Annotated in this window: 22 protein-coding genes; 7 read left to right on the top strand and 15 right to left on the bottom strand. The window is 37.5% G+C overall.

From position 1 onward, the window contains the following. Nucleotide 1: 1 nt before the first annotated feature. The 4 genes from ACPDG9_RS02765 (at nucleotide 2) to ACPDG9_RS02750 (ending at nucleotide 3,310) form a co-directional block, all read left to right on the top strand. Nucleotides 2–355, top strand: a complete 354-nt coding sequence (locus ACPDG9_RS02765; RefSeq protein ID WP_430526289.1) for a cysteine-rich CWC family protein — start codon at nucleotides 2–4, stop codon at nucleotides 353–355. Nucleotides 356–430: 75 nt separating this feature from the next. Continuing rightward, a complete protein-coding gene (locus ACPDG9_RS02760) occupies nucleotides 431–1,369 on the top strand; it encodes a mevalonate kinase family protein (RefSeq protein WP_430526288.1) in 939 nt (312 codons plus the stop codon). A 56-nt stretch (nucleotides 1,370–1,425) separates the two neighbouring features. Further along, a complete protein-coding gene (locus ACPDG9_RS02755; protein ID WP_430526287.1) occupies nucleotides 1,426–2,349 on the top strand; it encodes a geranylgeranylglycerol-phosphate geranylgeranyltransferase in 924 nt (307 codons plus the stop codon). A gap of 70 nt (nucleotides 2,350–2,419) precedes the next feature. Further along, the gene (locus ACPDG9_RS02750; RefSeq protein WP_430526286.1) at nucleotides 2,420–3,310 is read left to right on the top strand and encodes a pseudouridine synthase; all 891 of its coding nucleotides are present in this window, start codon (nucleotides 2,420–2,422) and stop codon (nucleotides 3,308–3,310) included. A 119-nt stretch (nucleotides 3,311–3,429) separates the two neighbouring features. Here the strand turns inward: ACPDG9_RS02750 and ACPDG9_RS02745 are convergent, their stop codons facing one another. The 4 genes from ACPDG9_RS02745 to ACPDG9_RS02730 all read right to left on the bottom strand — a co-directional run bounded on the left by ACPDG9_RS02745 (nucleotide 3,430) and on the right by ACPDG9_RS02730 (nucleotide 6,705). Further along, nucleotides 3,430–3,960, bottom strand: a complete 531-nt coding sequence (locus ACPDG9_RS02745) for a YceI family protein (protein ID WP_430526285.1) — start codon at nucleotides 3,958–3,960, stop codon at nucleotides 3,430–3,432. Between the two features lie 26 nt (nucleotides 3,961–3,986). Continuing rightward, the gene (locus ACPDG9_RS02740; protein WP_430526284.1) at nucleotides 3,987–4,718 is read right to left on the bottom strand and encodes a pirin family protein; all 732 of its coding nucleotides are present in this window, start codon (nucleotides 4,716–4,718) and stop codon (nucleotides 3,987–3,989) included. Between the two features lie 124 nt (nucleotides 4,719–4,842). Continuing rightward, nucleotides 4,843–5,421, bottom strand: coding sequence for a Crp/Fnr family transcriptional regulator (locus tag ACPDG9_RS02735; RefSeq protein ID WP_430526283.1), 579 nt, complete (start codon nucleotides 5,419–5,421; stop codon nucleotides 4,843–4,845). A 93-nt stretch (nucleotides 5,422–5,514) separates the two neighbouring features. Then, the gene (locus ACPDG9_RS02730; protein ID WP_430526282.1) at nucleotides 5,515–6,705 is read right to left on the bottom strand and encodes a pyridoxal phosphate-dependent aminotransferase; all 1,191 of its coding nucleotides are present in this window, start codon (nucleotides 6,703–6,705) and stop codon (nucleotides 5,515–5,517) included. A 114-nt stretch (nucleotides 6,706–6,819) separates the two neighbouring features. On the opposite strand from ACPDG9_RS02730, the gene rsmG reads away from it, so the two are divergent. After that, nucleotides 6,820–7,449 (top strand): 16S rRNA (guanine(527)-N(7))-methyltransferase RsmG, encoded by a 630-nt coding sequence (gene rsmG / locus ACPDG9_RS02725; RefSeq protein ID WP_430526281.1) that lies wholly within the window; start codon nucleotides 6,820–6,822, stop codon nucleotides 7,447–7,449. A gap of 159 nt (nucleotides 7,450–7,608) precedes the next feature. Here rsmG and ACPDG9_RS02720 read toward each other — a convergent pair whose 3' ends face one another. The 10 genes from ACPDG9_RS02720 to gpmI all read right to left on the bottom strand — a co-directional run bounded on the left by ACPDG9_RS02720 (nucleotide 7,609) and on the right by gpmI (nucleotide 18,408). Continuing rightward, nucleotides 7,609–8,490: a universal stress protein gene (locus ACPDG9_RS02720; protein ID WP_430526280.1), complete on the bottom strand. Its 882-nt coding sequence runs from the start codon at nucleotides 8,488–8,490 to the stop codon at nucleotides 7,609–7,611. A 6-nt stretch (nucleotides 8,491–8,496) separates the two neighbouring features. Beyond that, nucleotides 8,497–10,083, bottom strand: a complete 1,587-nt coding sequence (locus tag ACPDG9_RS02715; RefSeq protein WP_430526279.1) for a BCCT family transporter — start codon at nucleotides 10,081–10,083, stop codon at nucleotides 8,497–8,499. A gap of 201 nt (nucleotides 10,084–10,284) precedes the next feature. Continuing rightward, nucleotides 10,285–11,910 carry an L-glutamate gamma-semialdehyde dehydrogenase gene (gene pruA / locus ACPDG9_RS02710; RefSeq protein WP_430526278.1) on the bottom strand — a complete coding sequence of 542 codons (1,626 nt, stop codon included), beginning with the start codon at nucleotides 11,908–11,910 and terminating at the stop codon, nucleotides 10,285–10,287. A gap of 98 nt (nucleotides 11,911–12,008) precedes the next feature. Further along, nucleotides 12,009–12,395 carry a Co2+/Mg2+ efflux protein ApaG gene (gene apaG / locus ACPDG9_RS02705; RefSeq protein ID WP_430526277.1) on the bottom strand — a complete coding sequence of 129 codons (387 nt, stop codon included), beginning with the start codon at nucleotides 12,393–12,395 and terminating at the stop codon, nucleotides 12,009–12,011. Nucleotides 12,396–12,413: 18 nt separating this feature from the next. Further along, a complete protein-coding gene (locus ACPDG9_RS02700; RefSeq protein ID WP_430526276.1) occupies nucleotides 12,414–13,658 on the bottom strand; it encodes a DUF5103 domain-containing protein in 1,245 nt (414 codons plus the stop codon). A gap of 12 nt (nucleotides 13,659–13,670) precedes the next feature. Next, the gene (gene hxpB, locus ACPDG9_RS02695; protein ID WP_430526275.1) at nucleotides 13,671–14,342 is read right to left on the bottom strand and encodes a hexitol phosphatase HxpB; all 672 of its coding nucleotides are present in this window, start codon (nucleotides 14,340–14,342) and stop codon (nucleotides 13,671–13,673) included. Between the two features lie 62 nt (nucleotides 14,343–14,404). Then, entirely contained in the window at nucleotides 14,405–15,175 is a 771-nt protein-coding gene (locus ACPDG9_RS02690; RefSeq protein ID WP_430526274.1) for a class I SAM-dependent methyltransferase, read from the bottom strand. 13 nt (nucleotides 15,176–15,188) lie between these two features. Beyond that, nucleotides 15,189–16,007 (bottom strand): type I methionyl aminopeptidase, encoded by an 819-nt coding sequence (gene map, locus ACPDG9_RS02685; protein WP_430526273.1) that lies wholly within the window; start codon nucleotides 16,005–16,007, stop codon nucleotides 15,189–15,191. 182 nt (nucleotides 16,008–16,189) lie between these two features. Further along, nucleotides 16,190–16,591, bottom strand: a complete 402-nt coding sequence (locus ACPDG9_RS02680; protein ID WP_430526272.1) for a hypothetical protein — start codon at nucleotides 16,589–16,591, stop codon at nucleotides 16,190–16,192. 299 nt (nucleotides 16,592–16,890) lie between these two features. Continuing rightward, nucleotides 16,891–18,408: a 2,3-bisphosphoglycerate-independent phosphoglycerate mutase gene (gene gpmI, locus ACPDG9_RS02675; protein ID WP_430526271.1), complete on the bottom strand. Its 1,518-nt coding sequence runs from the start codon at nucleotides 18,406–18,408 to the stop codon at nucleotides 16,891–16,893. Nucleotides 18,409–18,711: 303 nt separating this feature from the next. On the opposite strand from gpmI, the gene ACPDG9_RS02670 reads away from it, so the two are divergent. Next, nucleotides 18,712–19,488 (top strand): murein L,D-transpeptidase catalytic domain family protein, encoded by a 777-nt coding sequence (locus tag ACPDG9_RS02670; RefSeq protein WP_430526270.1) that lies wholly within the window; start codon nucleotides 18,712–18,714, stop codon nucleotides 19,486–19,488. Nucleotides 19,489–19,605: 117 nt separating this feature from the next. Here ACPDG9_RS02670 and ACPDG9_RS02665 read toward each other — a convergent pair whose 3' ends face one another. After that, nucleotides 19,606–21,198, bottom strand: coding sequence for a L,D-transpeptidase family protein (locus tag ACPDG9_RS02665; protein WP_430526269.1), 1,593 nt, complete (start codon nucleotides 21,196–21,198; stop codon nucleotides 19,606–19,608). A 222-nt stretch (nucleotides 21,199–21,420) separates the two neighbouring features. On the opposite strand from ACPDG9_RS02665, the gene ACPDG9_RS02660 reads away from it, so the two are divergent. Then, a complete protein-coding gene (locus ACPDG9_RS02660; protein ID WP_430526268.1) occupies nucleotides 21,421–23,304 on the top strand; it encodes a TonB-dependent receptor plug domain-containing protein in 1,884 nt (627 codons plus the stop codon). The last annotated feature ends 136 nt before the right edge of the window (nucleotides 23,305–23,440 follow it).

Raw genomic sequence — 23,440 nt, 5'->3', positions numbered from 1 at the left:
TATGGGGAAAAATAAAGTGTGCACACGTTGTAAAACACCAATTAACTGTCAACCAGAGACTATTGAACATTGCGACTGTACACAGGTTACACTCCATCCGGACACTAAAGCGTTTTTGCGTTCTTCTTTTCACAAGTGCTTGTGTAAGGCTTGTTTGGAGCAAATGAATCAGCTGCTTATGGAAGCAAGAACGGAAGATTTTCCGCTAAAACGAAGTGAAATGGTGGAAGGTAAACACTATTATTTAGAAAATGGTTATTTTGTGTTTACCGAATTGTATCATTTACTCAAAGGACAATGCTGTCAAAATGGATGTAGGCACTGTGTTTACGGTTTTAAAAATCGGTACCTGTAGAAAAAAAATAAAACAAAACTACCTAAGCGTGAATATTATACGTACCTTTGCAAGGTAAATTTACTTTTATAAGCTATGAAAGGACCTTTATTTTATTCTAAGATTCTCTTATTCGGAGAATACGGAATTATAAAAGACTCAAAAGGATTATCAATTCCTTATAATTTCTATAAGGGAGCTCTTAAGATGGAGGATAACTTAGAAGGATTCGCAAAAAAATCAAATGAATATTTGAGCAATTTTGCTGCATATCTTGTTGATATGCAGGAATCAGAGCCAACATTGGTTCAATTTGATATGGATCGTTTGCAAAGAGAAATTGAAAACGGACTGTATTTTGATTCAAGTATCCCACAAGGTTACGGTGTAGGAAGTAGTGGTGCTTTGGTAGCAGCAATCTACGACCAATATGCGTTGGAAAAAATTACTGTTTTAGAAAACTTGAGCAAAGATAAATTGTTGAAGTTGAAAGAGATCTTTGGTAAAATGGAAGCTTTCTTTCACGGTACCAGTTCTGGATTAGATCCTTTAAATAGTTACTTAAGCTTGCCTATTTTGATTAATTCAAAAGACAATATTGAACCTACGGGCATTCCTTCTCAAAGTTTAGATGGAAAGGGAGCAGTGTTCTTAATTGATTCTGGAATTGTAGGAGAAACAGCTCCCATGATTACAATCTTTATGGAGAAATTAAAAGAACAAGGTTTTAGAAAAGTGTTGAAAGAAGAGTTCATTAAGCACACAGATGCGTGTGTAGATAACTTCTTGAAAGGGGACTTGAAAGCACTATTCAATAATACGAAAGAACTTTCTGCTGTAGTTTTCAATCACTTTAAACCAATGATTCCAGAGCAATTTCACAATGTTTGGCAAAAGGGAATTGAAACCAATGACTACTATTTAAAACTATGTGGTTCTGGTGGAGGTGGATATATCTTAGGATTTACTCCCGATATTGACAAAGCAAAGGAAACGCTTAAAGACTATAAATTAGAAGTAGTATATCAGTTTTAAGCAACAACTATAAAAGAATGTTATAACCGTTTTACTAATCGAGAGAAAAATATAATATGTTATCTAGGAAAAATAAAATACTCTTAGCTAAAATATTTAGTTTGTTTTCTGTGGTGAGAGGTTATAACATTTTTGTTATTATCCTAGCCCAATACTTAGCTTCAATTTTTATTTTCGCTCCAGAAAAAAGAGCCTTAGACGTTATTATAGATTGGCGCTTATTTCTTATTATTTTAGCCTCCGGACTTGCAATCGCCTCAGGTTATATCATCAATAATTTTTACGATGCTGAAAAAGACTTAATTAATCGACCGAATAAATCAATGTTGGATCGATTAGTAAGTCAAACAACGAAATTAAGGGTTTATTTTCTTCTCAATTTCTTATCTGTTTGTATTGTATTTCCCGTTTCCTTACACGCAGTAGTCTTCTTTGCTGTTTATATTTTTCTGTTGTGGTTCTATTCCCATAAATTAAAAAAGTATCCGATCATTGGAAATTTGGTAGCATCTCTACTCGCGATGTTGCCTTTTTTTGCCATTCTGATGTATTTCCAATCATTTTATATCTCTATTTTTATTCATGCTTTTTTCTTGTATTTGATTATTCTCATTCGAGAAATTATGAAGGATTTAGAGAATCTAAAAGGAGATTTTGCTAATAATTATCAAACGATTCCCGTTCGCTTTGGCGAGCAAAAAGCCAAAGAGGTTATTACGGCTGTTTTTGTACTAGCTTTAATACCGATCTACTTCATGACCGTGCGTTATGATGTCGGTTATATGATCTATTACTTTTATTTTAGTATCGTTATTTTGCTTTTCTTTTTGCTAAAGCTTTGGCGATCTCATACGACCCAAGCGTACCATCAATTGCATTTTTTACTTAAACTTTTAATCTTGTTAGGTGTGCTTTCTATTGTGTTAATTAAGCCTGATGTTTTAGCAAGTGGGAAGTATCTTTTGGAAGAGACTTTATAATTAAAAGCTATATTTTTTTGTATATTGAAATAAAAGAAGGAGTTTGTCTATCTTTGCAAAAATATTTAATATGAATAACGGTAAATCAGGTTCTAGAAAAAACCAATCTAATCGCAGTGGTAAACCAAAAGCTGGAGGGGCTAAGCCGTTTCAGAAGCGAGCTAGTCAAGGACAAGGAACACAAAAACCTAATCCTTCTGCTAGAACATTCGATAAAAAACCAAAAGTTGCAACTGCGCCAAAAGAAGATAATGGCGAGATGCGCTTAAATAAGTATATTAGTAATTCTGGCGTTTGCTCTCGTAGAGATGCCGATTTATATATCGTTTCTGGTAATGTAAAAGTCAACGGAGAGGTTGTAACGGAATTGGGTTATAAGGTTAAGGTAACGGATGTCGTGAATTTTGACGGAATGGTAATTACACCAGAAAAAAAGGTCTACCTTGTTTTAAATAAACCCAAAGGATTTGCTACGATTAATGAGGAGGTTGTTAGTCAAGAAAACGTGTTAAGCTTGGTTAAAAATGCAACTAAATCCTATATTGCACCTGTTGGGCGTATGGATAAAAGTACGTTGGGCTTGATGTTGTTTACCAATGATACGAATCTCATTCAGAAGTTGAGTTCCCCAGAGCAACGCTCGTCTAAAATGTACCAAGTTTCTTTAGATAGAAACTTGAAGTATGAAGATTTAGAGCGCGTTCAAAAAGGAATTTATATCGAGGAAAAACGCGTTTTTGTAGAGGATGTGGCTTATGTGGAAAATCAACCGAAAACAGAAATTGGAATAAAACTAAAGGCATCGAACGTAAAACTAGTGCGTGCTTTATTTGAATCCATGGATTACAATGTTTTGAAAGTTGACCGCGTGATGTATGGCTCAATTACGAAATGGAATCTACCAAGAGGAAAATGGAGATTCTTAACAGAAGAAGAAGTTCGAAGCTTACAACAAGGGTAATTAGTGATCAGTTATCTGTGATCAGTTATCTGTGATCAGAATCAAATAAATGAACAAAGGGCAAGTTTAATTTAAACTTGCCCTTTGTTCATTTATTGCTTGCTTCTTTGTCTACGCGTTTAGGCTAGTACAAATTGTGTTTCGATGTCAACGTTTACTTCTTCACTTACTAGTAAACCACCTGCTTCTAGTGCTGTGTTCCAATTTAGTCCCCAGTCTTTTCTATTGACTTTTCCTGTTAGGGCTAAAGCAATTTTAGCATTTCCCCAAGGATCGATAATGATCCCACTGTATTCAGCGTTTAGTTTCACTTCTTTGCTTACACCGTGCATAGCTAATATACCTGTTATAAGGTAGTGTGTTTCTCCTTTTTTCTCAATCTTGGTTGAGCTAAAATGCACTGTTGGGTACTGTGCTGAATCAAAGAAATCTGCACTTCTCAAGTGGTTGTCTCGATCTGTGTTGTTCGTGTCGATTGAGGTTGCCTGTGCTTCAAAGCTAATTGTGCTTTCTTCAAAGTTGTCATCGACTAAATTCAATGAAGCAGTGTAATCCGTGAAATTTCCTCTTACATTGGTAAACATCATGTGTTTGATTTTAAATCCAATTAAAGAGTGTGTGGTATCGATTGTCCATTTTTTTGTTTCCATCGTTGTTAAATTTTAGGTGTTTGTACTTATTGTAAGTAACTAGGTAATTCCATTGGAACTTCCATTAGTAATAGTTGTGCATTTGTTGTTGCTTGAACTTCAAGGTAAGAGATATCCCATATGCCAAGTGCATCTCTTCGATCTAACACGTGTCCACCTGCGGTAATACTCCCTTCTAAAACAAATAGGTATACCCCATTCTTTTTGTCTTTCAAATCGTAGTTTAGTTTCTTAGTTGCTTCTAAAGTAGCTAGGTGAAACCATGCATCTTGGTGAATCCACGCTCCTGCATCTTCTGGGTTAGGTGATAGTATTTGATCCCAATTGTTATTTCTATTTGCTACTTCTAAAGGTAATTGCTGATAACGGGGTGTAACGTTTAGTTTGTTGGGAAAAAGCCATATTTGCAAGAATTCCGAAGCTTCTGTTTCACTTGGATTAAATTCACTATGTTGTACCCCTGTACCTGCACTCATGACTTGGATCTCGTTGACGTGAATGGTTTCTCCATGGCCCATACTATCTTGATGAGCCAAGCTTCCTTTGAGCGGAATAGAGATGATTTCCATATTTTCATGCGGGTGAGTTCCAAATCCCATGCCTGGAGCTACGTAATCATCATTGAGTACACGTAATACACCAAAGTGTACGCGATCATTGTTTCTGTAGTTGGCGAAGCTAAAAGTGTGGTGTGATTTTAACCAACCGTGATCGGCATAACCTCTTGTATCTGATTTGTATAAAATAAAATTCTCCATAGCTGTATTGATTTTGTTATACAAAGATACAGGCAATCAGAGGGTTACTTGCTTAATGTAGGTTAAGAAATAGGGGGTGTTCGTTGTTTGTCCCAACGCCTAACACCTAACAAACAGCTCATGTCTATTTCGCCGTCAGTATTCTCTTTTTTAGTTTGCTAAAAAATTCAGGGGTAATACCCAAGTAAGAGGCGATTTGCTTTTGTGGTAGGCAGTGTTTAATCTCTGGGAAACGCTCACAGAAGCGTTCATATCGCTCTTCTGCTGTAAGCGATAGGTTATCCATTAAACGTTGTTGATTGGCGATTAGCGATCGCTCAATGAGGATACGGAAATAACGTTCCATTTTAGGAACTTGATCAAAGAGATTCAATTGTTGTGCTCTTGTCATGGTGAGTACCATGGCATCTTCAACAACTTCGATATAGGAGTTTCCTGGTTTTTGCGATAGAAAGCTGTACATATCGGCAATCCACCAACCATTGGTGGCAAAACTAACGGTGTGTTCAACAATTTGATCATCGACAAAGTAGTTGCGTAGAATACCAGAAACAACAAAGGTTGAGTTATAGCAAATTTCCCCTTCTAAAAGGAGTTTTTCTTTGGCACTATACCGATGGGATTCAAACGAATCCAACACAATTTTTTGTTCAATTTCTGTAAGCGTAACATGCTTCGCAATACTTTCTAATAGAATATCCACAACGATTGATTTATCTTATAAAAGTACAATTTTATTTATACAAAAAAAAGCGCTAGTACTGATGTATTAGCGCTTTTACTATGTAGAAGGAGCTTATTTCAAAGCTTCTTTCATTCGTTTTAGAGCTTCTGTTAGTTGATCTTCGCTAGTTGCGTAAGACAAACGGATACAGGCTGGATTTCCGAAAGCATCACCTGTTACGGTAGCTACATACGCTTTATCTAACAAATACAGGGATAAGTCGTTTGCATTGTTGATCGTTACTCCTTGTAAGGTTTTACCAAAGAAAGAAGATACATCCGGGAATAAATAGAACGCACCATCAGGTATATTTACTTTTATACCAGGGATGTCTCTTAATAGGCTTACTACTAAGTCTCTTCTGTTTTTAAAGGCTTGTACCATATCTTTTAATACGCTAGGGTCTGCATTTACGGCAGCAATTGTAGCGCGTTGTGCAATGGTATTTGCTCCCGAAGTTACTTGTCCTTGCATTTTAGCACATGCTTTGGCGATAAATTCAGGTGCACCTATATATCCAATGCGATATCCTGTCATCGCAAAGGCTTTCGAAATTCCGTTGATAGTAATGGTACGGTCAATCAGATTGCCGATTGAACCAATACTGCAATAAGCACTTCCAAAATTGATGTGCTCATAAATTTCATCTGAAAGAATGTAAATAGAAGGGTGTTTCGCCAATACAGCACCAATTGCTTCTAGTTCGGCTTTGTTGTAAACAGATCCACTTGGATTACAAGGAGAGCTGAACCAAATCATTTTGGTTTGAGGTGTAATTGCATCTTCTAATTGTTGAGGTGTGATTTTGAAATCTGTGTCAATCGTAGTCGGTACTTCCACAGGGATACCTTCCGCAATTTTTACAATTTCTGCATAACTCACCCAAAACGGAGCAGGGATGATAACCTCATCACCAGGATTAATCATCACTTGTGCTACGTTGAATAGTGCTTGTTTAGCTCCCGTAGATACTACAATTTGATTGGCAGTATAGTGTAAATTGTTATCTCTTTTAAATTTATTGCTAATAGCTTGTCTTAGCTCTAAATATCCTTCAACTGGAGGGTATTTACTGTAGTTATCTTTGATGGCTTGAATAGCAGCTTCCTTGATAAAGTCAGGTGTATTAAAATCGGGTTCACCAAGGCTCAAGCTGATAATGTCTATTCCTTGTTCTTTTAGCTCGCGAGCCTTTGCGGCCATCGCTAAAGTCTGTGAAGTTGTAAGATTGTTTATTCTATCTGATAGAACTTGAGTTTCCATAGGTCTTGATACATTTAAATAGTATCGATCAAAGGTAAGTATAATAAATTATAATATAGTTTACAGGTGGTTTATTTACCGATAAAAAAAGCTATTTTTGTCAAAACTTTTGAAATGGAAGAAATTTTAAAATATTTCCCTAATCTAACTCCAGAACAGCTTGTTCAATTTGAACAATTGGAAAGTGTTTACAACGAATGGAATGCAAAAATTAACGTTATTTCTAGAAAAGATATACACGAATTATATGTGAAACACGTGTTGCATTCTTTGGGAATTGCCAAGGTAATGGAATTTGTTCCAGGTAGTAGTGTACTAGATGTTGGAACAGGGGGAGGTTTTCCAGGTATTCCATTGGCTATTCTGTTTCCTGAAACTAAATTTTACTTGATTGATATTATCGCTAAAAAGATACGCGTGGTTAATGAAGTAGTGCAAGCCTTAGGATTACAAAATGTAGTTGCTGAACAAAAAAGAGCAGAAACCGTAGAAGAGAAATTTGACTTTATTGTCAGTCGTGCCGTAACGAATATGCCTGATTTTGTGAAGTGGATTCGCCATAAAACAAAAAAGGAAAATAATCACGAGTTCGAAAATGGAATCCTGTACCTGAAGGGGGGAGACCTAACGGAAGAACTGCAAGATTTCCCAAAAGCGGTTCAGTTCGACTTGAGCAATATTTTTGACGATGCGTTTTTTGAAACGAAAAAGGTAGTTTATTTACCGTTGAAATATAAAGGGTAAATTGGAGAGAGGAAAACGGAGCGCAGCGTAGATTCATCGAACACAAAAACCAATATGATATAAAAATGGTCTCCTATTTGGCATTATCTTTTATAAAAAAGGCATGGATTGCAACTACAATCCATGCCTTTTTATTTTTTAAAGAAGTTTTTTTCCTTCTCACTTCTTTCCAATCAGTGGTTTGACAAAAAGCAAACAAGTGTCGGTAGGGCGGTGGAGTACATGCGTAGCGACACTTCCTAGAATAATATCTTTGATTCCTGCGGAACCTTTGACTCCAAGAATCATTAAATCCGCTTTTTTGGTTTTGGCATATTGAATTAAGGCTGCGGCAACATTTTGATTTTTAGCGGGTACAATGACAATATCCGTATGTTGAGCATAGGCTTTGTTCCATTTTTCTTCTTTCTCCTTAACATCTTCCAGTGATATTTTATCCAATTCTTTTTCTGTCATCATGGGTAAATAACTCCAATATGATTTTGAGATATGTACGGCAGAATGTTGAATGGGTTGACCTTTAGAATTGTTTTTAAAGCGATCTGCCCAAAGCATAATTGCAGGGGTATAGCGCGAGAAATCAATCGCGTCAATGACGGTCTCAATTGGAATGTGAAACGTCTCTGGAACCAATAAGGTAGCACAAGGAAGAATTCGAATCAATTTGTTTGCTAGAGCACCGTTTCCTGTAAATTGTTGTTTGTTTCCCAGTACTAGTAGATCAAAGGATTGTTGTTTAGCAATCGCCGCAAATGCAAGTTCAGAATAGTTTTCTACTGTCACGAGTATTTCATGGGAATACTCAACTTCTGTTGCTGCAATTTGCCCTTCCACTCTTTTCTTGATTCGCTCTTGAATGAGTGTTAGTTGATCTTTTTCAATGAGTTCTTTCGGAAGCTCCCCTAGCTTTAGGTTGTGAATAAACGTGACCTGTCCTATATTTAAAATATGGTCGAGTATTTTGACGTATTGGATGAGGTATTGATCCATTTCGGAAAGATCTAATCCAATTAATATATTGAGTGTTTTGTTCGTTTCCATCCTTTTTTATTTTTGTTGTTCTTCGATTAAGTCGGAAATAATTTCCTTGTAACTTCTTTCTTGTTTGGACTTGAGCTGCTTGGCTTTTTTGTTTAACTCATCTTGTAAGCCTTTCTGCAAGCTGTAGCACATGAAGAGCAAAATCATAGCAAAGGGTAGTCCTGTTATGATTACGGCTGTTTGTAGTGCGTCTAAACCTCCTCCCCACAGGAGTACAATAGCAATGAGTCCTTGAGCAAATGACCAGAAGACACGTTGCCAAACGGGTGAATTTCCTTCGCTTCCTGAGGTGATGTTATCAATTACCAACGAACCAGAATCGGAAGATGTGATAAAAAAGGAGAAAATTAATATAATAGCAACAATAGATAGGAAATTGGTAAGAGGGAAGTTTTCTAAAAAGACGAATAAAGCAGTTGAAATATCCTCTTTCACAGCGTGTACCATCGTCATATCTCCTTCTAAGATGGTGTGTAAGGCACTTCCGCCGAATACATTCATCCAAAGCAATGTAATTAAGCCAGGGACAATAAGTACACCTAGAATGAACTCTTTCACGGTTCTTCCTTTAGAAATGCGCGCAATAAAGCTTCCTACGAACGGAGACCAAGCAATCCACCAAGCCCAATAGAAGATCGTCCAAATATTTTGCCATCCAGATCCTTGATAGGTATCATTCCAGGTACTAATGTCGATAAAGTTCGCTAAGTAAGACCCAGTGTTTTGCACATATCCTTTGAGGATAAATAAGGTAGGACCAAGAACAAAAATCAAGATCATAAAACCGGAGGCCATATACATATTGACATTACTCAACAGTTTTACTCCTTTGTCTAATCCAGAGAAGACTGAAATGGTAGCAACACTAATAACACCAATAATAATTCCCGCCTGCATTAAAGGAGAAATTTCCCATCCGTAGAGGTATTCTAGTCCCGCTGTAATTTGCGTTACCCCTAATCCCAATGAAGTGGACAAACCAAAAACAGTGGCTAAAGTAGAGAGAATATCGATGGTATGTCCCCACCAACCGTGAATTTTCTCTCCCAAGAACGGATAGAGTAAAGAGCGGAAAGTCATGGGTAATCGTCGATTGAATCCAAAAAAGGCTAGAGCCAATCCAACGATTGCATAAATAGCCCAGGCATGTAATCCCCAGTGTAAACTCGTAAATTCCATCGCTTGAATAGCTGTGTCGATATCGCTATCTGCTGGTCGTGGAGGATTGAAGAAGTGAGAGACGGGTTCTCCAATACTAAAGAACATAATCCCAATTCCCATTCCCGTGCTGAAGAGCATGGCGAACCAAGACGGTTTTGAAAATTCAGGTTCTGCATCATCCCCCCCTAAACGGATGTTCCCGTACTTACCAAAGGCTAAAAAGAGCGCAAAGATCAAGATGATATTAACGGTAAGAATGAAGAACCAACCAAAGTTCTCTGTTACAGCGAGCTGTCCGACGTGAAACCAATCACCTACTTTACTAGGAAAGAGGAGACAGACGGAGATTAGTGCAATGATTAGTACAATTGAAGTGGTAAAAACAGGCGGGTTAATAACCAGCTGTTTACTGTCTAGTAATTTTTTAAACATGAGTTATATACTATTTATTAATACGTATAACCCAGTACTTTAGAAATGAAATAAGGAACTTTTTCTGCTGAAAAAGTATAAAAGCAAAATATAAAAGTATTTTTTACTTAATCGTCGGCCTCGATGAGGAAGAAGCGATCCCAATAAAAAGCACTGAATTGTGAAATAAAAAAGGCGGTTAACAAACCGCCTTTGTATGTATTATCCTAAGAAAGGATATTTGTAATCTTTTGCAGGAACAAATGTTTCTTTAATTGTTCTTGGCGATACCCAACGCAATAAGTTCAAGATAGAACCTGCTTTGTCGTTTGTACCTGAAGCTCTCGCTCCACCAAATGGTTGTTGACCTACAACAGCACCTGTTGGTTTGTCATTGATATAGAAGTTACCTGCTGAGTTTACTAAGGCTTCAGTAGCTTCAGCGATTGCGTAACGACATTGTGAGAAGATTGCTCCAGTTAAGGCATAAGCGGAAGTCTCATCTACTAATTTCAATGTTTCTGCCCATTTAGCATCCTCGTATACGTAAATAGTTAGAACAGGACCGAATAATTCTGTTTCCATTGTATCGTATTTTGGGTTAGAAGTCAAAATAACGGTTGGTTCAACAAAGTAACCTACAGCTTTATCGTATTTACCTCCTAATACAACTTCTGCGTCTTTCGCTGCTTTCGCTGCTTCGATTGCTTTCGCTAATTTGTCGAAAGAACTCTCAGAAATTACAGAAGATACGAAGTTTGAAGGATCTTCTGGTGAACCCATTTTGATTGTTGCTAAATCAGCAGCCATGAATTCTTTTACTTGTGGCCATAAAGAAGCAGGGATATACGCTCTTGACGCTGCAGAACATTTTTGTCCTTGGTATTCAAAAGCACCTCTAGTTAAAGCTACAGCTACTTCTTTAGCGTTTGAAGAAGGATGTGCTAACACATAGTCTTTTCCGCCTGTTTCCCCAACAATTCTCGGGTATGTTTTATAATTGTTGATGTTTTGTCCGATTTTTGTCCACATGCTATTGAAAACACCTGTTGATCCTGTAAAGTGGATACCAGCAAAATCAGGGCTAGCTAAAAGTGTATCAGTGATCATTGCAGAATCTCCGTAAACAACGTTGATTACACCGTCCGGTAAACCAGCTAATTTGAATACTTCAACGATTACTCTAGCCGAGTAGATTTGCGTAGCAGATGGTTTCCAAACCACAACGTTCCCCATCATAGCAACGGAAGAGGGTAAGTTTCCAGAAATTGCCGTAAAGTTAAATGGAGTAATTGCGTATACGAAACCTTCTAAAGGTCTATGCTCTAATCTATTCCAAACTCCATCTACTGATAAAGGTTGTTCTGCATAAATTTGAGTCATATATTCTACGTTGAATCTCAAGAAGTCGATGAATTCACAAGCAGCATCAATCTCTGCTTGGTGTAGCGTTTTAGCTTGTGCGATCATTGTAGCAGCATTGATTTTAGCGCGGTACGGACCTGCTAATAATTCAGCTGCTTTTAAGAAGATAGAAGCTCTGTGTTCCCAAGGCATTGCTGCCCATTTTTTCTTTGCTTCTAAAGCAGTACTAATTGCTTTTTCTACTAAAGCTTTGTCTGCTTGGTGGTAAACACCTAATTTATGTTTGTGATCAAAAGGTGGAAATAAATCTTTTGTATTTCCAGTTCTGATTTCTTCACCACCAATATATAATGGAATATCAACTAATTGGCTATATTGCTCTTTGAAAGAGTTCAAAGTCAATTCTCTTTCTTGCGTTCCTGGCGCGTATGATTTTACAGGCTCATTAATTGCACTGGGAACTTTGTAGAATCCTTTTGACATAATGTACTTTTTTTCGGGTTTATTAAAATATATAAAGACAAAGATAATTAATTTTACTCGAACTAGCGGTTATTACACACTAGTTTAACTTAAAGCATCTAATTTAAGATAAAAGGGGCAATGAGCTTAAAAAAGGGGATTTCCACTGTGATTAGTTCGTCATTATCTGTTCGAATTACATTGTAATACCCTTGCATTGCACCAGAAGTTGAAGTTAAAACGCAACCACTAGTATAGGTGTATTTCTCCTTGGGATGGATAAAAGGCTGTTCTCCAACTACGCCCAATCCTTCTACAATTTCTTTTGCGTTGAGCGAATCATAGATTTCCCAATGGCGCGAATGGATTTGAATCGTCGTGTCACTTTGATTCTCGATGGTAATTTCATAACTAAAGGCAAATTGCATGCTATTGCTTCGTTGGAAAAAACCTTCATACAGTGTTTCTACGGTTACATTAACTCCTTTGGTTTGTTTGGATACCATAATACTTTTCTTTTGATCTTAATATGTTATTTGTTCGGCATTTGCCTCTGTAAAGCCAATAACGCGATCGTATAGATCGGTTGCTCCTTTATAATATACTAAAATTTGATATTTATTTGTGGTTAAGGCATGATTGCCATCTGGATTGTATTTAGGGCTAACCTTTCCTTTTTGAGCGGTTGTGATGTTGTAGTTGGTGAACCCTTGTTTAATTAGCACCGCTTTTTCAAAGCGCTCGGTTTGTGGATTGTAATCCAATTGATGTTCTGAAGTCAGCTCGTAGTTGTTGAACATTCCCGTGATATAATACGCGTTGTTCTTGTCGTCCTCTATGGGGTCAAAACTAAAATAAACCCAACTGTATTCACCCTCAATACTCGCATTTTTACCGTATAAGTTTCTTACTTTAAAAGATCCGTTGATGTCGGGGAAGTAAGAGTACTTTTTCTCTAGCCAACCCGTAATAGGGTAGAGTAGCGTTTTGTACATCTCGTTTTCTTTCGAATTGGAGTAAATCATGTTATTGGCTTGTTTGAGATCGCTGTTGTCAAAATAGCGAAATTGATTACCTCCCCAAAAGCTAGTTTCTTGATCGTACTTGTAAATTAAGTCTGTACCTAGGGTATATTGAGGGGGGACTTTGGTGATGTAAGAATCCCAACGTCCATTTTGAAATAAAGCTACCTTTACGTTTGACGTGGGGTTTTGATACGCTTGTTCGCCTAATTTTACGGTGAGCTCTAAGGTTTGTTTTTGGTCAATATAAGTGAGATCTCGTGTTCTTTTTACTTGTGCACCAACACTTGCAATAGTTTCATACAGTACAAATTTACGTCGAATCACTACTTGATTGTCTTCGTCATAAATTTCTAAAATATAGTTTCCACTTTTGGTAATTCGATAAACGGAGTTGGGAATTGTCAATCGATAGTGGGTATACATTTGTAAGGTATTGAATGAAGTCGTATACACTTGAATACGCTGATTATCCATCCCTTGTATGTAGTCTATAGGTTTTAGTTTAGAAGGAGTCCAATCGTAATTATACGCGAGTACGCGATAGAAATAATTACCTTCCTCTCCATATAAATCGTCAAATTCAAAAGCAAAGCTTTCATTTAGTGGAAAAAATGGAGTTACGGCCATTTCATTATTCATAAAAGCAGCCATTTTAATGTAATTAGCTGTGTAGTCTTGTGTTTTTTGCGCTTGAAGCAAGCCTGTACAAAAGAATAAAAGGAAAAGCCAATACTTGTTCAACATGAATAAGAGAGATTAAGAGGTTACGTAACTTAAAGCTAAGAAATTTTCTTCAAACTCTTCCAGGCTTCTTAGCTTTCTATCTGCTAGGTCAAATTTAGGATCGTGGTAAAATTCAGCTTCAGGTACGATAAAGACCGTCATTCCTGCTTTTTTCCCTGCAGTCGCCCCTGTAAAAGAATCTTCGATGACGAGGCAGTTTTCGGGATTGCTGTTGATGTTTTTAGCTGCTTGTAGGTAAACATCAGGAGCAGGTTTTCCCTGTGTTACATCGAGCACAGATACGGTTGTTTGAAAAAAAGAAGCAATGCCCAATCGCGTCAGTACTGTTTGGATTAAAGAAGGAGTTGAATTTGTTGCTAAACCTATCTTTAGATCTTGGTCTTGTAAGAATGATAAAGTAGCTAAGACACCCGTTTTGATTTCTCCCTCTTGGCGGATTAGTTCATCAACGCGGTCAATAACGGCTTGTTCTACTTCTTCTAGGGTTTTACCCTCCCAAGGAAATAAGTTGTACCATAAGGCTGTGACTGCTTGTGTTGTTTGTCCTGTTGTTTGGTGCGCAATTTCCTCACTCCATTGACAGCCGACAGAAGTAAATACTTCTTGTTCCGCTTGTTGCCAAAATTTTTCGGAGTCAATCAAAACACCATCCATATCAAAAAGGACCGTTGTAATTTTCTTCATATCCGTTGACTAAAAATAGTAGGACGAAGATACGCAAAAGAGATAGAATGAGAAAGGAAGGTTTATGCAGGTTTGAAACAAACGGGAATGATTTCACCCAAAGCGAGACAATATTTGTCAACTGCTGTTGCTGGAAGTTTGCGGGTATAGTCTTCTTCGATTACAGTAAAACCAATTTGGCGCAATTTGTCAAAATAGTCTAAACCATATACGCGTACGTGGTCGTATTGACCGAATACTAAAGTGCGTTCTTTGGGATCCGTGATGCTGTCGTCTTGGAAGGTTATCGCTCGATTCAAATCTTGAGGAACTTGAAAAATACCCATACCTCCCGGTTTGAGGATGCGATACAATTCTTGCATTGCCTTCGTATCATCTGGGATGTGTTCTAGTACGTGGTTACACAAGATGATATCAAAAGAGTGATCTGCAAAAGGGAGATTGCATATATCGGCTTTTACATCAGCTAAAGGCGACTCCAAATCTGTTGTGGTATAGGTTAAGTTGGCTTGTTTTTTGAAGCGTTTATAAAAGGCCTGTTCTGGTGCGACGTGTAAAACGCGCTGAGGTGCAGTGAAGAAATCCGTTTCATTTTGCAAGTACAACCACAACAAACGATGTCTTTCTAAAGACAGCGTACTTGGAGAAAGTACATTTGGGCGTTGTTTGGCATAGCCATAAGGTAAAAAGCTTGTAAAACTTTTGCCATCAATAGGGTCCGTATAGCGATCGCCTTTGAGATACCAAGCAAATAAGGGACGAACAAGATAACTCAACCGAATTAATATCGGTCGAGGTATAATGTTCAGTATCATTTTGAAAAGTTTCTTCATTAGAGGCAATGAATTATAAAACTAAAGGATTAGCTCTAAACTCATCTTCTTCGTTGCTTTGGATTCCCAAGGCTTGGTAAATGTATTGAAACGTAGATAACAATTCTGGTTTTCCGTTTACTAAAGCTACATCGTGCTCAAAGTGAGCCGATGGTTTCCCGTCACGCGTAACGATAGTCCATCCGTCATTCAGTTGCTTGATGTTTCTTGTTCCTAAGTTGATCATAGGCTCAATAGCAACAACCATACCTTCAACGAATTTCTTCCCTCTACCTGGTTTACCGTAATTCGGCATCTCAGGCGCTTCGTGCATTTTCGTTCCCAGTCCGTGACCTACTAATTCGCGCACTACCGTATAGCCTTCTTTTTCGCAATAACGTTGAATCGCACTTCCTACGTCTTCTACGCGGTTTCCTAGTTTGAATTCGCGAATTCCAACGTAAAGTGATTCTTTCGTAATTTGTAGTAAACGCTTGGTTTCAGGTGCAACTTCACCTACTTCAAAGGTATAGGCGTGGTCCCCATAATATCCATTCATCACGGTTCCACAGTCAATCGATACGATGTCACCTTCTACAATGGGTTTATTTGTTGGTAGTCCATGTACAATTTGCTCGTTTACACTAGTCAAAATAGTAGAAGGACATCCATATAATCCTTTGAAACCCGGTACTGCACCGTGATCTCTGATAAATTCTTCTGCTTTTTTATCTAATTCTAAAGTCGTTACTCCTGGCTTTAGCTCTGTTGCAAGCATCCCCAATGTTTTAGAAACTAAAAGGGCACTTTGTCTCATCAACTCAATTTGTTCTAGAGTTTTTGGAATGATCATACTTTATTGATTTAAGAACTACAAAATTACGGTATTCCTTTGAATCTAAAAAATAGATGAAAATGGAATTTTAGAAATAAAGAAGTTCGATGTTGTAGAGAAGCAAAATATGGGTTTATTTCCAATCAGAAGTAAGAATGGTGTGGTTTTGGTTTTTGACTTCTAGTTCGATCATGGCGAAACTAGGTTGTGCTTTCAGCGATGTAGGATACCAATTTCGGTTCAAGTTGTAATAAATCATCAGAAACTTGAGTAAGTTTCCCTTCTTCAAAAGCATATAAACTAGCATTTTGTTTATTTACTATTTCTTTTGAGTTAGCTTCATTTAGAAGTAAATCAAAAAGAAAACGATCGTAGTATTTACTTCTCCAATTGGTATTGTATGCTTTGTAATTTATCACATAAAGAGGAAGGTCAATATATTGATTAAGTGTAGCGCCTAAATTATTGTATCCTACAGTTACGAAGTAAAGTTTGTATCCATTCTCGTCTGCCCAGCGTTTGAAAGTTGCTAAAGGATAGCAAGTAGGTCCGGAACAACCATTGGCAAAGAGGTACACTAGAATTTTGTCGTGTTGCTGCATTTGTTGACGGATTTGTTCTCCAGTAATACTGTAAAAGTGATTCGGAAGAGGATCTTTTCCTTCTTCATAGGTAGCAAGGTAGGGGGTGGAAAGCCGGATCTAATTTTTTATAATCACTAGTTAGACCTGTTATGGTAACACAAGAACTACATAGAAGTAAAAGTGCCAGTAGAGTAAAGATTTTAGTCATTGGTTGTGGTTTTATTGGTTGTAGGTCATACGAATATAGTAAAAGACTTAACAAAAAAGGCGCTTTGTAAATTTACAAAGCACCTTTTTTTATTTTTGGTTCTTTCCGTTTATACTAATGAATGTCTCGTCATTTCTTTGGGTTGAGGTAGTCCCATCAATTTTAAGATTGTTGGTGCAAGATCACCTAAAACCCCGTGATTGATTGTTTGGATGTCTTTGTCTACTAAAATAATAGGCACTGGATTAGTCGTATGTGCTGTGTTAGGTGTACCATCTTCGTTTAGCATGGTTTCACAATTTCCGTGGTCAGCAAGTACAATCGTTGTGTAGTTATTGGCTAGAGCTGCTTCAATTACTTCTTTAACACATTGATCTACCGCTTCACAAGCTTTAATTGCTGCTTCCATTACTCCAGTGTGTCCAACCATATCACCATTGGCAAAGTTTAAGCATACAAAGTCAACCGCTCCTTTTTGCAATTCAGGAACTAGAGCATCTTTTAAATCATAAGCACTCATTTCGGGTTGTAAGTCGTAGGTTGCTACCTTGGGAGAAGGACAGAGAATGCGTTGTTCGCCTTCAAAGGGCAATTCTCTTCCTCCAGAAAAGAAGAATGTCACGTGAGGATATTTTTCTGTTTCTGCAATGCGAATTTGTTTTTTGCCATGTTGCGCAATAACCTCACCTAAAGTATGATGTAGGTTTTCTTTGTCATATACCACGTGTACGTTGCGGAAGGTATCATCGTAATTCGTTAAAGTAACGAAATACAACGGCAAGGCTTTCATTTCATATTCAGGGAAATTGTCTTGAGATAAGACATGAGTTAGTTCACGTCCACGATCGGTACGGAAGTTAAAGAAGATGACAACGTCATCTGCTTCAATTTTTCCCACTGGATGATTGTCTTTGTCAACCATTACAATAGGATCAAGGAACTCATCCGTAATATTGTTGGCATAGCTGGCTTCTATACTTTTTACAGCATCCGTAGAGTGAATTCCTTTACCATCTACAAGTAAATGATAGGCTTTAGCAACTCTTTCCCAGCGTTTGTCGCGATCCATGGCGTAATAGCGTCCAATTACAGAAGCTAGTTTGGCTGGTGAATAAGCGATGTGTTGGGCTAATTGTTCCAAGTGTTTCGCTCCTGACTTAGGATCTACATCTCGTCCGTCAGTAAAGGCGTGGATGAAAATATCTTGTAAACCAAAATCTACCGCAGCTTCAAGTAATCCATATAAGTGTTTTTCATGTGAGTGCACCCCCCCATCGGATAGTAAGCCTAGAAAGTGAACTTTTTTGTTCTTTTCTTTAGCATAGGTGAATGCTGCTTGTAGGGCTGGTTCATGCGCAATAGATTTGCTTTCAACCGCCATGTTTATTTTTACTAAATCTTGGTACACAATTCGACCTGCGCCAAGATTCATATGCCCGACTTCCGAATTTCCCATTTGTCCGTCCGGTAGTCCGACATTTAATCCGTCCGTTAAAACATAGGTATTCGGGTATTGGGTATATAGACTATCGATAAAAGGGGTATTTGCTTGTGCAATGGCTGAAACTTTTGGGTCTTGTGTCTTACCCCAGCCATCGAGTATCATCAAAATTACTTTTTTATTCATCGTTGTGTTTTTTTTGTGGTTTGACTCAATTAATACACAAATTTACAGATTGTATTTTGAACGTTTGCCTTTCCTCTGCAGATTCCTGCTTTTTATTTTAAAAATAATACCTTCGACAAATTCATGTTTTTTGAACTCTAGCAAATTGAGATTTTTTTCTCAATCGGATTTCTCGATTTGTAAGACAGAATTAAAAATAGATAAAAAAACAGCTTAGTTTGGTGATAATCATTTGTTTGGTAAGAATATTTTTTTATTTTTACGACTTCGTAATTATAAATAACCCCTTTTAGTAACTAGTGAATGATGAATTACAAGCAGTGGATAGTGGCTTCAGCCGCTTTGGTATTAGTTGGAGCAGGTATTGCAAAAAATTCAATGCAATTTGAGATTTCTTCCATTAAGTTGGATATCGATAAAATAGAGGAAGGAACAGACAAGGAAGCAGTAGAAAAAGTTGAATTATCAGCGGAAGAGCGTTTTGCGTTGAAAGCAAACACTCTTTTTCAGACGTTAGACTTAGACAATTTTGAAGCACCTTCTGAGAAAGTATTTACGATGGCCTTGAAAGGCTATTTGAAAATGGAAGAAGAAGGAGTAATTAAAAACAATAAACTGACGATTGTCGATTTTAGTGTTTCTTCAACACAAAAGCGTTTGTGGGTGATTGACATGGAAAAAAACGCAGTTTTATTGGCTTCTGTTGTAGCGCATGGAAAACGCACAGGAGACGAATTTGCTACGACATTTTCTAACCGAATCAATTCACATATGAGTAGTTTAGGTTTTTACAAAACAGGAGAAACATACCAAGGGATCAATGGTTTTTCGATGCGTTTAGACGGCTTAGAGAAAGGGATTAACGACAATGCGCGTACACGTGCCATTGTTGTACACGGTGCAGATTACGCTTCACCTGCGCTGGCTTTAAAACAAGGTAGATTAGGAAGAAGCTACGGATGTCCTGCTGTACCTAATGAAGTAAATAGAGAATTGATCGAGTTGATTAAAGATGAATCATGCATGTTTATCTATTCTTCACAGCAAGATTACTTGAAGAAATCAAGATATTTAATCTAAGCAAGAATTAGTAAGTGATTATAGTGAAACGCCCATAAAGTACAGTACTTTATGGGCGTTTTTATTGATTTTAAATGGAAATAAGCCAAATGTAAAAGAGCTTCGCTGTGAATAGAATTAGTTCACTAAGCGTTTATAAAGCTCTTCATCGTATTGATAAATATCTTTAAAATACGTGAATTTTCCTTCTTCGTCAACTTGTACAGTCCAATACAATAAGTGGACATCAATGGGGTTATTGCTGACTGAGATACTTTTTGTTTCTTGTGATTCAATAATTGTATCTACTTGCTCTTTGGTGAGATTTGTAGCCGCTTGTGCGAAAATATAGGCCGTTAGATCAAATGGATCTTGTACGCGGACACATCCAGAGCTTAGGTTTCTGTCATTACGTGCAAACCCCCATTGACTCGGTGTATCGTGTAAATATACCGCATGGTTGTTTTGGAACATAAATTTTACCCGTCCCAAGGTGTTTCCTTTTCCTCCTTTTTGGACATATCGATACGAAGTTCCCTTTGCAGCATCCCAATTTTCTGGAGCAACAACTTTTCCGTTGCTGTCGTAAATGGTGAAATTCAGCCTGGAGAAATAGGATAAATCACTTGATGCTTTAGGTACAAGGTCATTCTTTTTTATCGTCGGCGGTACAGTCCACGTGGGATTGAGGACGACTGTTGTCAATGTCGAGCTCAAGATAGGTGTTTTTCTAGCCTTTGTTCCAACCACAACTTTGTGCTGTTGAACCGTATCCTGTTTGGAAACCGAGACTAAGCTAAAGGCGGGAATGTTTACTAAAATGTAGTTGTCTGAAAATTCACGAGGAAACCATCTCCAACGTTCTAAATTAAGAATTAACTTTTCCTTTAATACATGCTCATCTTGCAAGATAGCCGCTATCATCTTACTGTCTGTATAGCCTGTTACATTCAATTTCTTTTTTGTCTGAAAGGCTTTGATTGATTGTGCTATTGATGGGGTGTAGATTGCATCTGAGTTAATACTATCTGCCATTTGATTCAAGAACAAAAGGTGCTTTTTAAGGGCAACTAGTTCTGGAATCGTATCATTGATCTTGGCTTGCTTAAAGGGTTTTAAGGTATCTTGTTCCAAGGCATACAAAGAAGAAAGTTTGTTTCTTAAATTTGTGTATACCCGTTGTTTTGTTCGGATACTGTCATAAGTAAGCCCAATGTTTTTATGCTCTAAAGCCAATAACAGAGTCGCACTTGTATTGAGTGGTTTGGGAATTATTTCCCAATCGCCATACATGCGTTTGGCCTTGACACTGCCGTTGTACAATTTTTCTATCGTATTGACATACATGGTAGAAAATAAAAAATCGGCTTGAATTTTATCTTCGTCTTCTAGACTGTCATAGGTTGAGCTGAGATCCGTTAGGCGCAACAGTTCAGTTGAAGCAATTTTGATTCCATCTAGTTTGAGATCTGTCACATTGGTTAAGAGTTGTTGTCTATTGTGTTCATTCGACCACCCCAAGTGATAGTTGTTCTTTTTGTAAAACAATTGAACATCTTCTTTCAATTTAGCCGTTTTCAAGGAGTCAAATTGAATATTAGGTACTTCAAGTAGCGCTTCGACCTCTGGATTCTCGTTATAAATGACTCGCATAGCCTGTTTTCCCTTTTCCCCACAGGAGGTAAGAACCCAAGTAAGCAATACGGCTGGTAGTATAATCTGTTTAATCATAAAGCAATTTTATAAGGCAAAAATAATGAAAATAATTTAGATTTAGTTTGTGTTTTATGTTTGATTTTTTTGTATAACTCCTAAAATGAGGAGAATAAGGTATTTTTTTTAGAATAAAAAACCGGACTGCTCGCTATCTTTAAACTGGACTAGAAAGGAAAAATATTCCTCCTGTACTTTTGCCAAACACAAATGAAATAAGAATAAGAACGCTAAATAGTTATGAAACGTATTTTTTTTATCCCCTTAGTATGTTGTAGTTTTTTATCTGTTGTCAGTCATGCGCAGGAAAAAAATACAAAGGTCACGGAAGAAGAAATGGAGGAGATTGTGATTTACAATCAACGCTTACAACTGCCTAGTACTTTAAAGAATAGGAATATCACGATTGTAGGGCAAGATCAGATCAGACAATTGCCTGTAAGTTCTGTACATGAATTATTGAGCTTTGTGGCGGGAGTAGATTTGAGACAACGTGGACCCAATGGAACTCAAGCTGATTTGAGTATTGACGGGGGGAGTTTTGAACAGAATATCTTATTGTTAAACGGACAGAAGATTTCTGATCCTCAGACAGGGCACAATTCATTAAATATCCCGGTGCCACTAGAGGCAGTGGAACGCATTGAGATTGTTCGTGGTCCTTCGGCCAGATTGTATGGAATAAACAGCTTGACGGGCGTTGTGAATATCGTCACGAAAAATCCAAAGAAGGATGGAGTGTTTGCGGCTGCTTATGGAGGTACCAGCTTTAAAAAAGACAAAGAGGAAGATCATAAGGAAACGTATAACAACCGCGGTATTCAAGTTGGTGGAACCTTAGTTCGCGCAAAAGACAATCACTTGTTGTTTGGAAGTCACGATTCGGGTAATGGCTATCGTTATAATACGGCTTATCACAACAATAAAGTGTTTTATCAGGGAAATATTGTTCCCAATGAAACTAATGCCATCATGGTTTTGGCAGGTCATGCCACTAGTTCTTTTGGAGCAAATGGCTTCTATGCAGCTCCTGGGGATAAAGAATCGAAAGAAATTGTGAGTACGACGATGTTTAATGTAAGCTCTCGTCATTATCTATCGGATCGATTGACCTTAATGCCTAGTCTTGCCTATCGCTATAATTTTGATGATTACCGCTATTACCGCAATCGTTTAGATGTGGCGAGAAGTAGACATTATACCCATGCGATTACCTCGAATATGAATGGTGAATATACAGCAGATTACGGGAAATATACTTTTGGTGGAGAGATGCGTTATGAAGAGATAAACTCTACAAATATTGGAGATCACAGCAAGAGTAATTATGGCTTTTTTGCTGCTTTTCAACGCGAATGGCTTGAGAATTTAGACGTTAATCTAGGGGCTTATCTCAATTATAACTCGAAGTATGGTTGGGAAATTTTTCCTGGTATTGATGCCAGTTATACCTTTAATTCCCATTGGCAAGCTACATTCAATGCAGGGACAGCGAGTAGAATTCCTTCTTTTACGGATTTGTACTTGAATCAACGACCAGGTAACATTGGAAATCCCGACTTAACGCCTGAAAAAGCATATCAAGTTGAGGTAGGGGGAAAATATAGAACAAGCAAATTCCAAGCAGAAGCTTTTGTGTTTTATCGCGATATCGATGATTTTGTAGATTGGATTCGAGTAGATACAGATCAACCTTATCAACCCTATAACGCTTCTAAAAACAAAACGAAAGGGGTGAATACAGCGCTCCGTTATCGCTTGGGAGATGAGGTAAACTTTTGGAATTTAGGGCTTTCTTATACCTATCTTTCTCCCACAATTGAAAACAAATCAGCGGGGGATGGTATGCTCTCTAAGTATTCCCTCGAAAGTCTAAAGCATCAAGTGGTAGGAACGGTAAGTTATACCCAAGATAAATTTAGCGCAACCTTAGCTAATCGCTTCAATGAGCGATTGACGTATAAGAGTTATTGGATCACGGATATTCGTTTCAATTACACTTTAGACAAAGTGAAATTGTATATAGATGCTCAGAATATATTTGACACCACCTATATTGAAGCAGGGGCAGTTCCTATGCCTGGTAGATGGTTTACACTGGGAATAAAATTTGATGGTCTCTAAGGATACGAATATTTTGGTTAGTTGGAAAAACGAGTTAGAAGGGATATCTAACTCGTTTTTTTGTTCGGTTTGTGCTTTGTTCGGTTTGTGCTTTGTTCGGTTTGTGCTTTGTTCGGTTTGTGCTTTGTTCGGTTTG

Origin of the sequence: Myroides sp. C6-3 (assembly GCF_050522425.1) — a bacterium.
GTDB lineage: Bacteria > Bacteroidota > Bacteroidia > Flavobacteriales > Flavobacteriaceae > Flavobacterium.
This window is presented reverse-complemented; position numbering and strand designations above follow the sequence as displayed.

Bases quoted from the DNA above. Each gene is read 5' to 3' on its own strand.
- ACPDG9_RS02670 (WP_430526270.1), top strand. From the start codon at position 18,712: ATGATGAATTACAAGCAGTGGATAGTGGCTTCAGCCGCTTTGGTATTA.
- ACPDG9_RS02755 (WP_430526287.1), top strand. From the start codon at position 1,426: ATGTTATCTAGGAAAAATAAAATACTCTTAGCTAAAATATTTAGTTTG.
- ACPDG9_RS02745 (WP_430526285.1), bottom strand. From the start codon at position 3,960: ATGGAAACAAAAAAATGGACAATCGATACCACACACTCTTTAATTGGA.
- ACPDG9_RS02750 (WP_430526286.1), top strand. From the start codon at position 2,420: ATGAATAACGGTAAATCAGGTTCTAGAAAAAACCAATCTAATCGCAGT.
- ACPDG9_RS02660 (WP_430526268.1), top strand. From the start codon at position 21,421: ATGAAACGTATTTTTTTTATCCCCTTAGTATGTTGTAGTTTTTTATCT.
- ACPDG9_RS02760 (WP_430526288.1), top strand. From the start codon at position 431: ATGAAAGGACCTTTATTTTATTCTAAGATTCTCTTATTCGGAGAATAC.
- ACPDG9_RS02700 (WP_430526276.1), bottom strand. From the start codon at position 13,658: ATGTTGAACAAGTATTGGCTTTTCCTTTTATTCTTTTGTACAGGCTTG.
- ACPDG9_RS02765 (WP_430526289.1), top strand. From the start codon at position 2: ATGGGGAAAAATAAAGTGTGCACACGTTGTAAAACACCAATTAACTGT.
- pruA (WP_430526278.1), bottom strand. From the start codon at position 11,910: ATGTCAAAAGGATTCTACAAAGTTCCCAGTGCAATTAATGAGCCTGTA.
- ACPDG9_RS02730 (WP_430526282.1), bottom strand. From the start codon at position 6,705: ATGGAAACTCAAGTTCTATCAGATAGAATAAACAATCTTACAACTTCA.
- rsmG (WP_430526281.1), top strand. From the start codon at position 6,820: ATGGAAGAAATTTTAAAATATTTCCCTAATCTAACTCCAGAACAGCTT.
- ACPDG9_RS02665 (WP_430526269.1), bottom strand. From the start codon at position 21,198: ATGATTAAACAGATTATACTACCAGCCGTATTGCTTACTTGGGTTCTT.
- gpmI (WP_430526271.1), bottom strand. From the start codon at position 18,408: ATGAATAAAAAAGTAATTTTGATGATACTCGATGGCTGGGGTAAGACA.
- ACPDG9_RS02680 (WP_430526272.1), bottom strand. From the start codon at position 16,591: ATGCAGCAACACGACAAAATTCTAGTGTACCTCTTTGCCAATGGTTGT.
- ACPDG9_RS02740 (WP_430526284.1), bottom strand. From the start codon at position 4,718: ATGGAGAATTTTATTTTATACAAATCAGATACAAGAGGTTATGCCGAT.
- map (WP_430526273.1), bottom strand. From the start codon at position 16,007: ATGATCATTCCAAAAACTCTAGAACAAATTGAGTTGATGAGACAAAGT.
- apaG (WP_430526277.1), bottom strand. From the start codon at position 12,395: ATGGTATCCAAACAAACCAAAGGAGTTAATGTAACCGTAGAAACACTG.
- ACPDG9_RS02720 (WP_430526280.1), bottom strand. From the start codon at position 8,490: ATGGAAACGAACAAAACACTCAATATATTAATTGGATTAGATCTTTCC.
- hxpB (WP_430526275.1), bottom strand. From the start codon at position 14,342: ATGAAGAAAATTACAACGGTCCTTTTTGATATGGATGGTGTTTTGATT.
- ACPDG9_RS02715 (WP_430526279.1), bottom strand. From the start codon at position 10,083: ATGTTTAAAAAATTACTAGACAGTAAACAGCTGGTTATTAACCCGCCT.
- ACPDG9_RS02690 (WP_430526274.1), bottom strand. From the start codon at position 15,175: ATGAAGAAACTTTTCAAAATGATACTGAACATTATACCTCGACCGATA.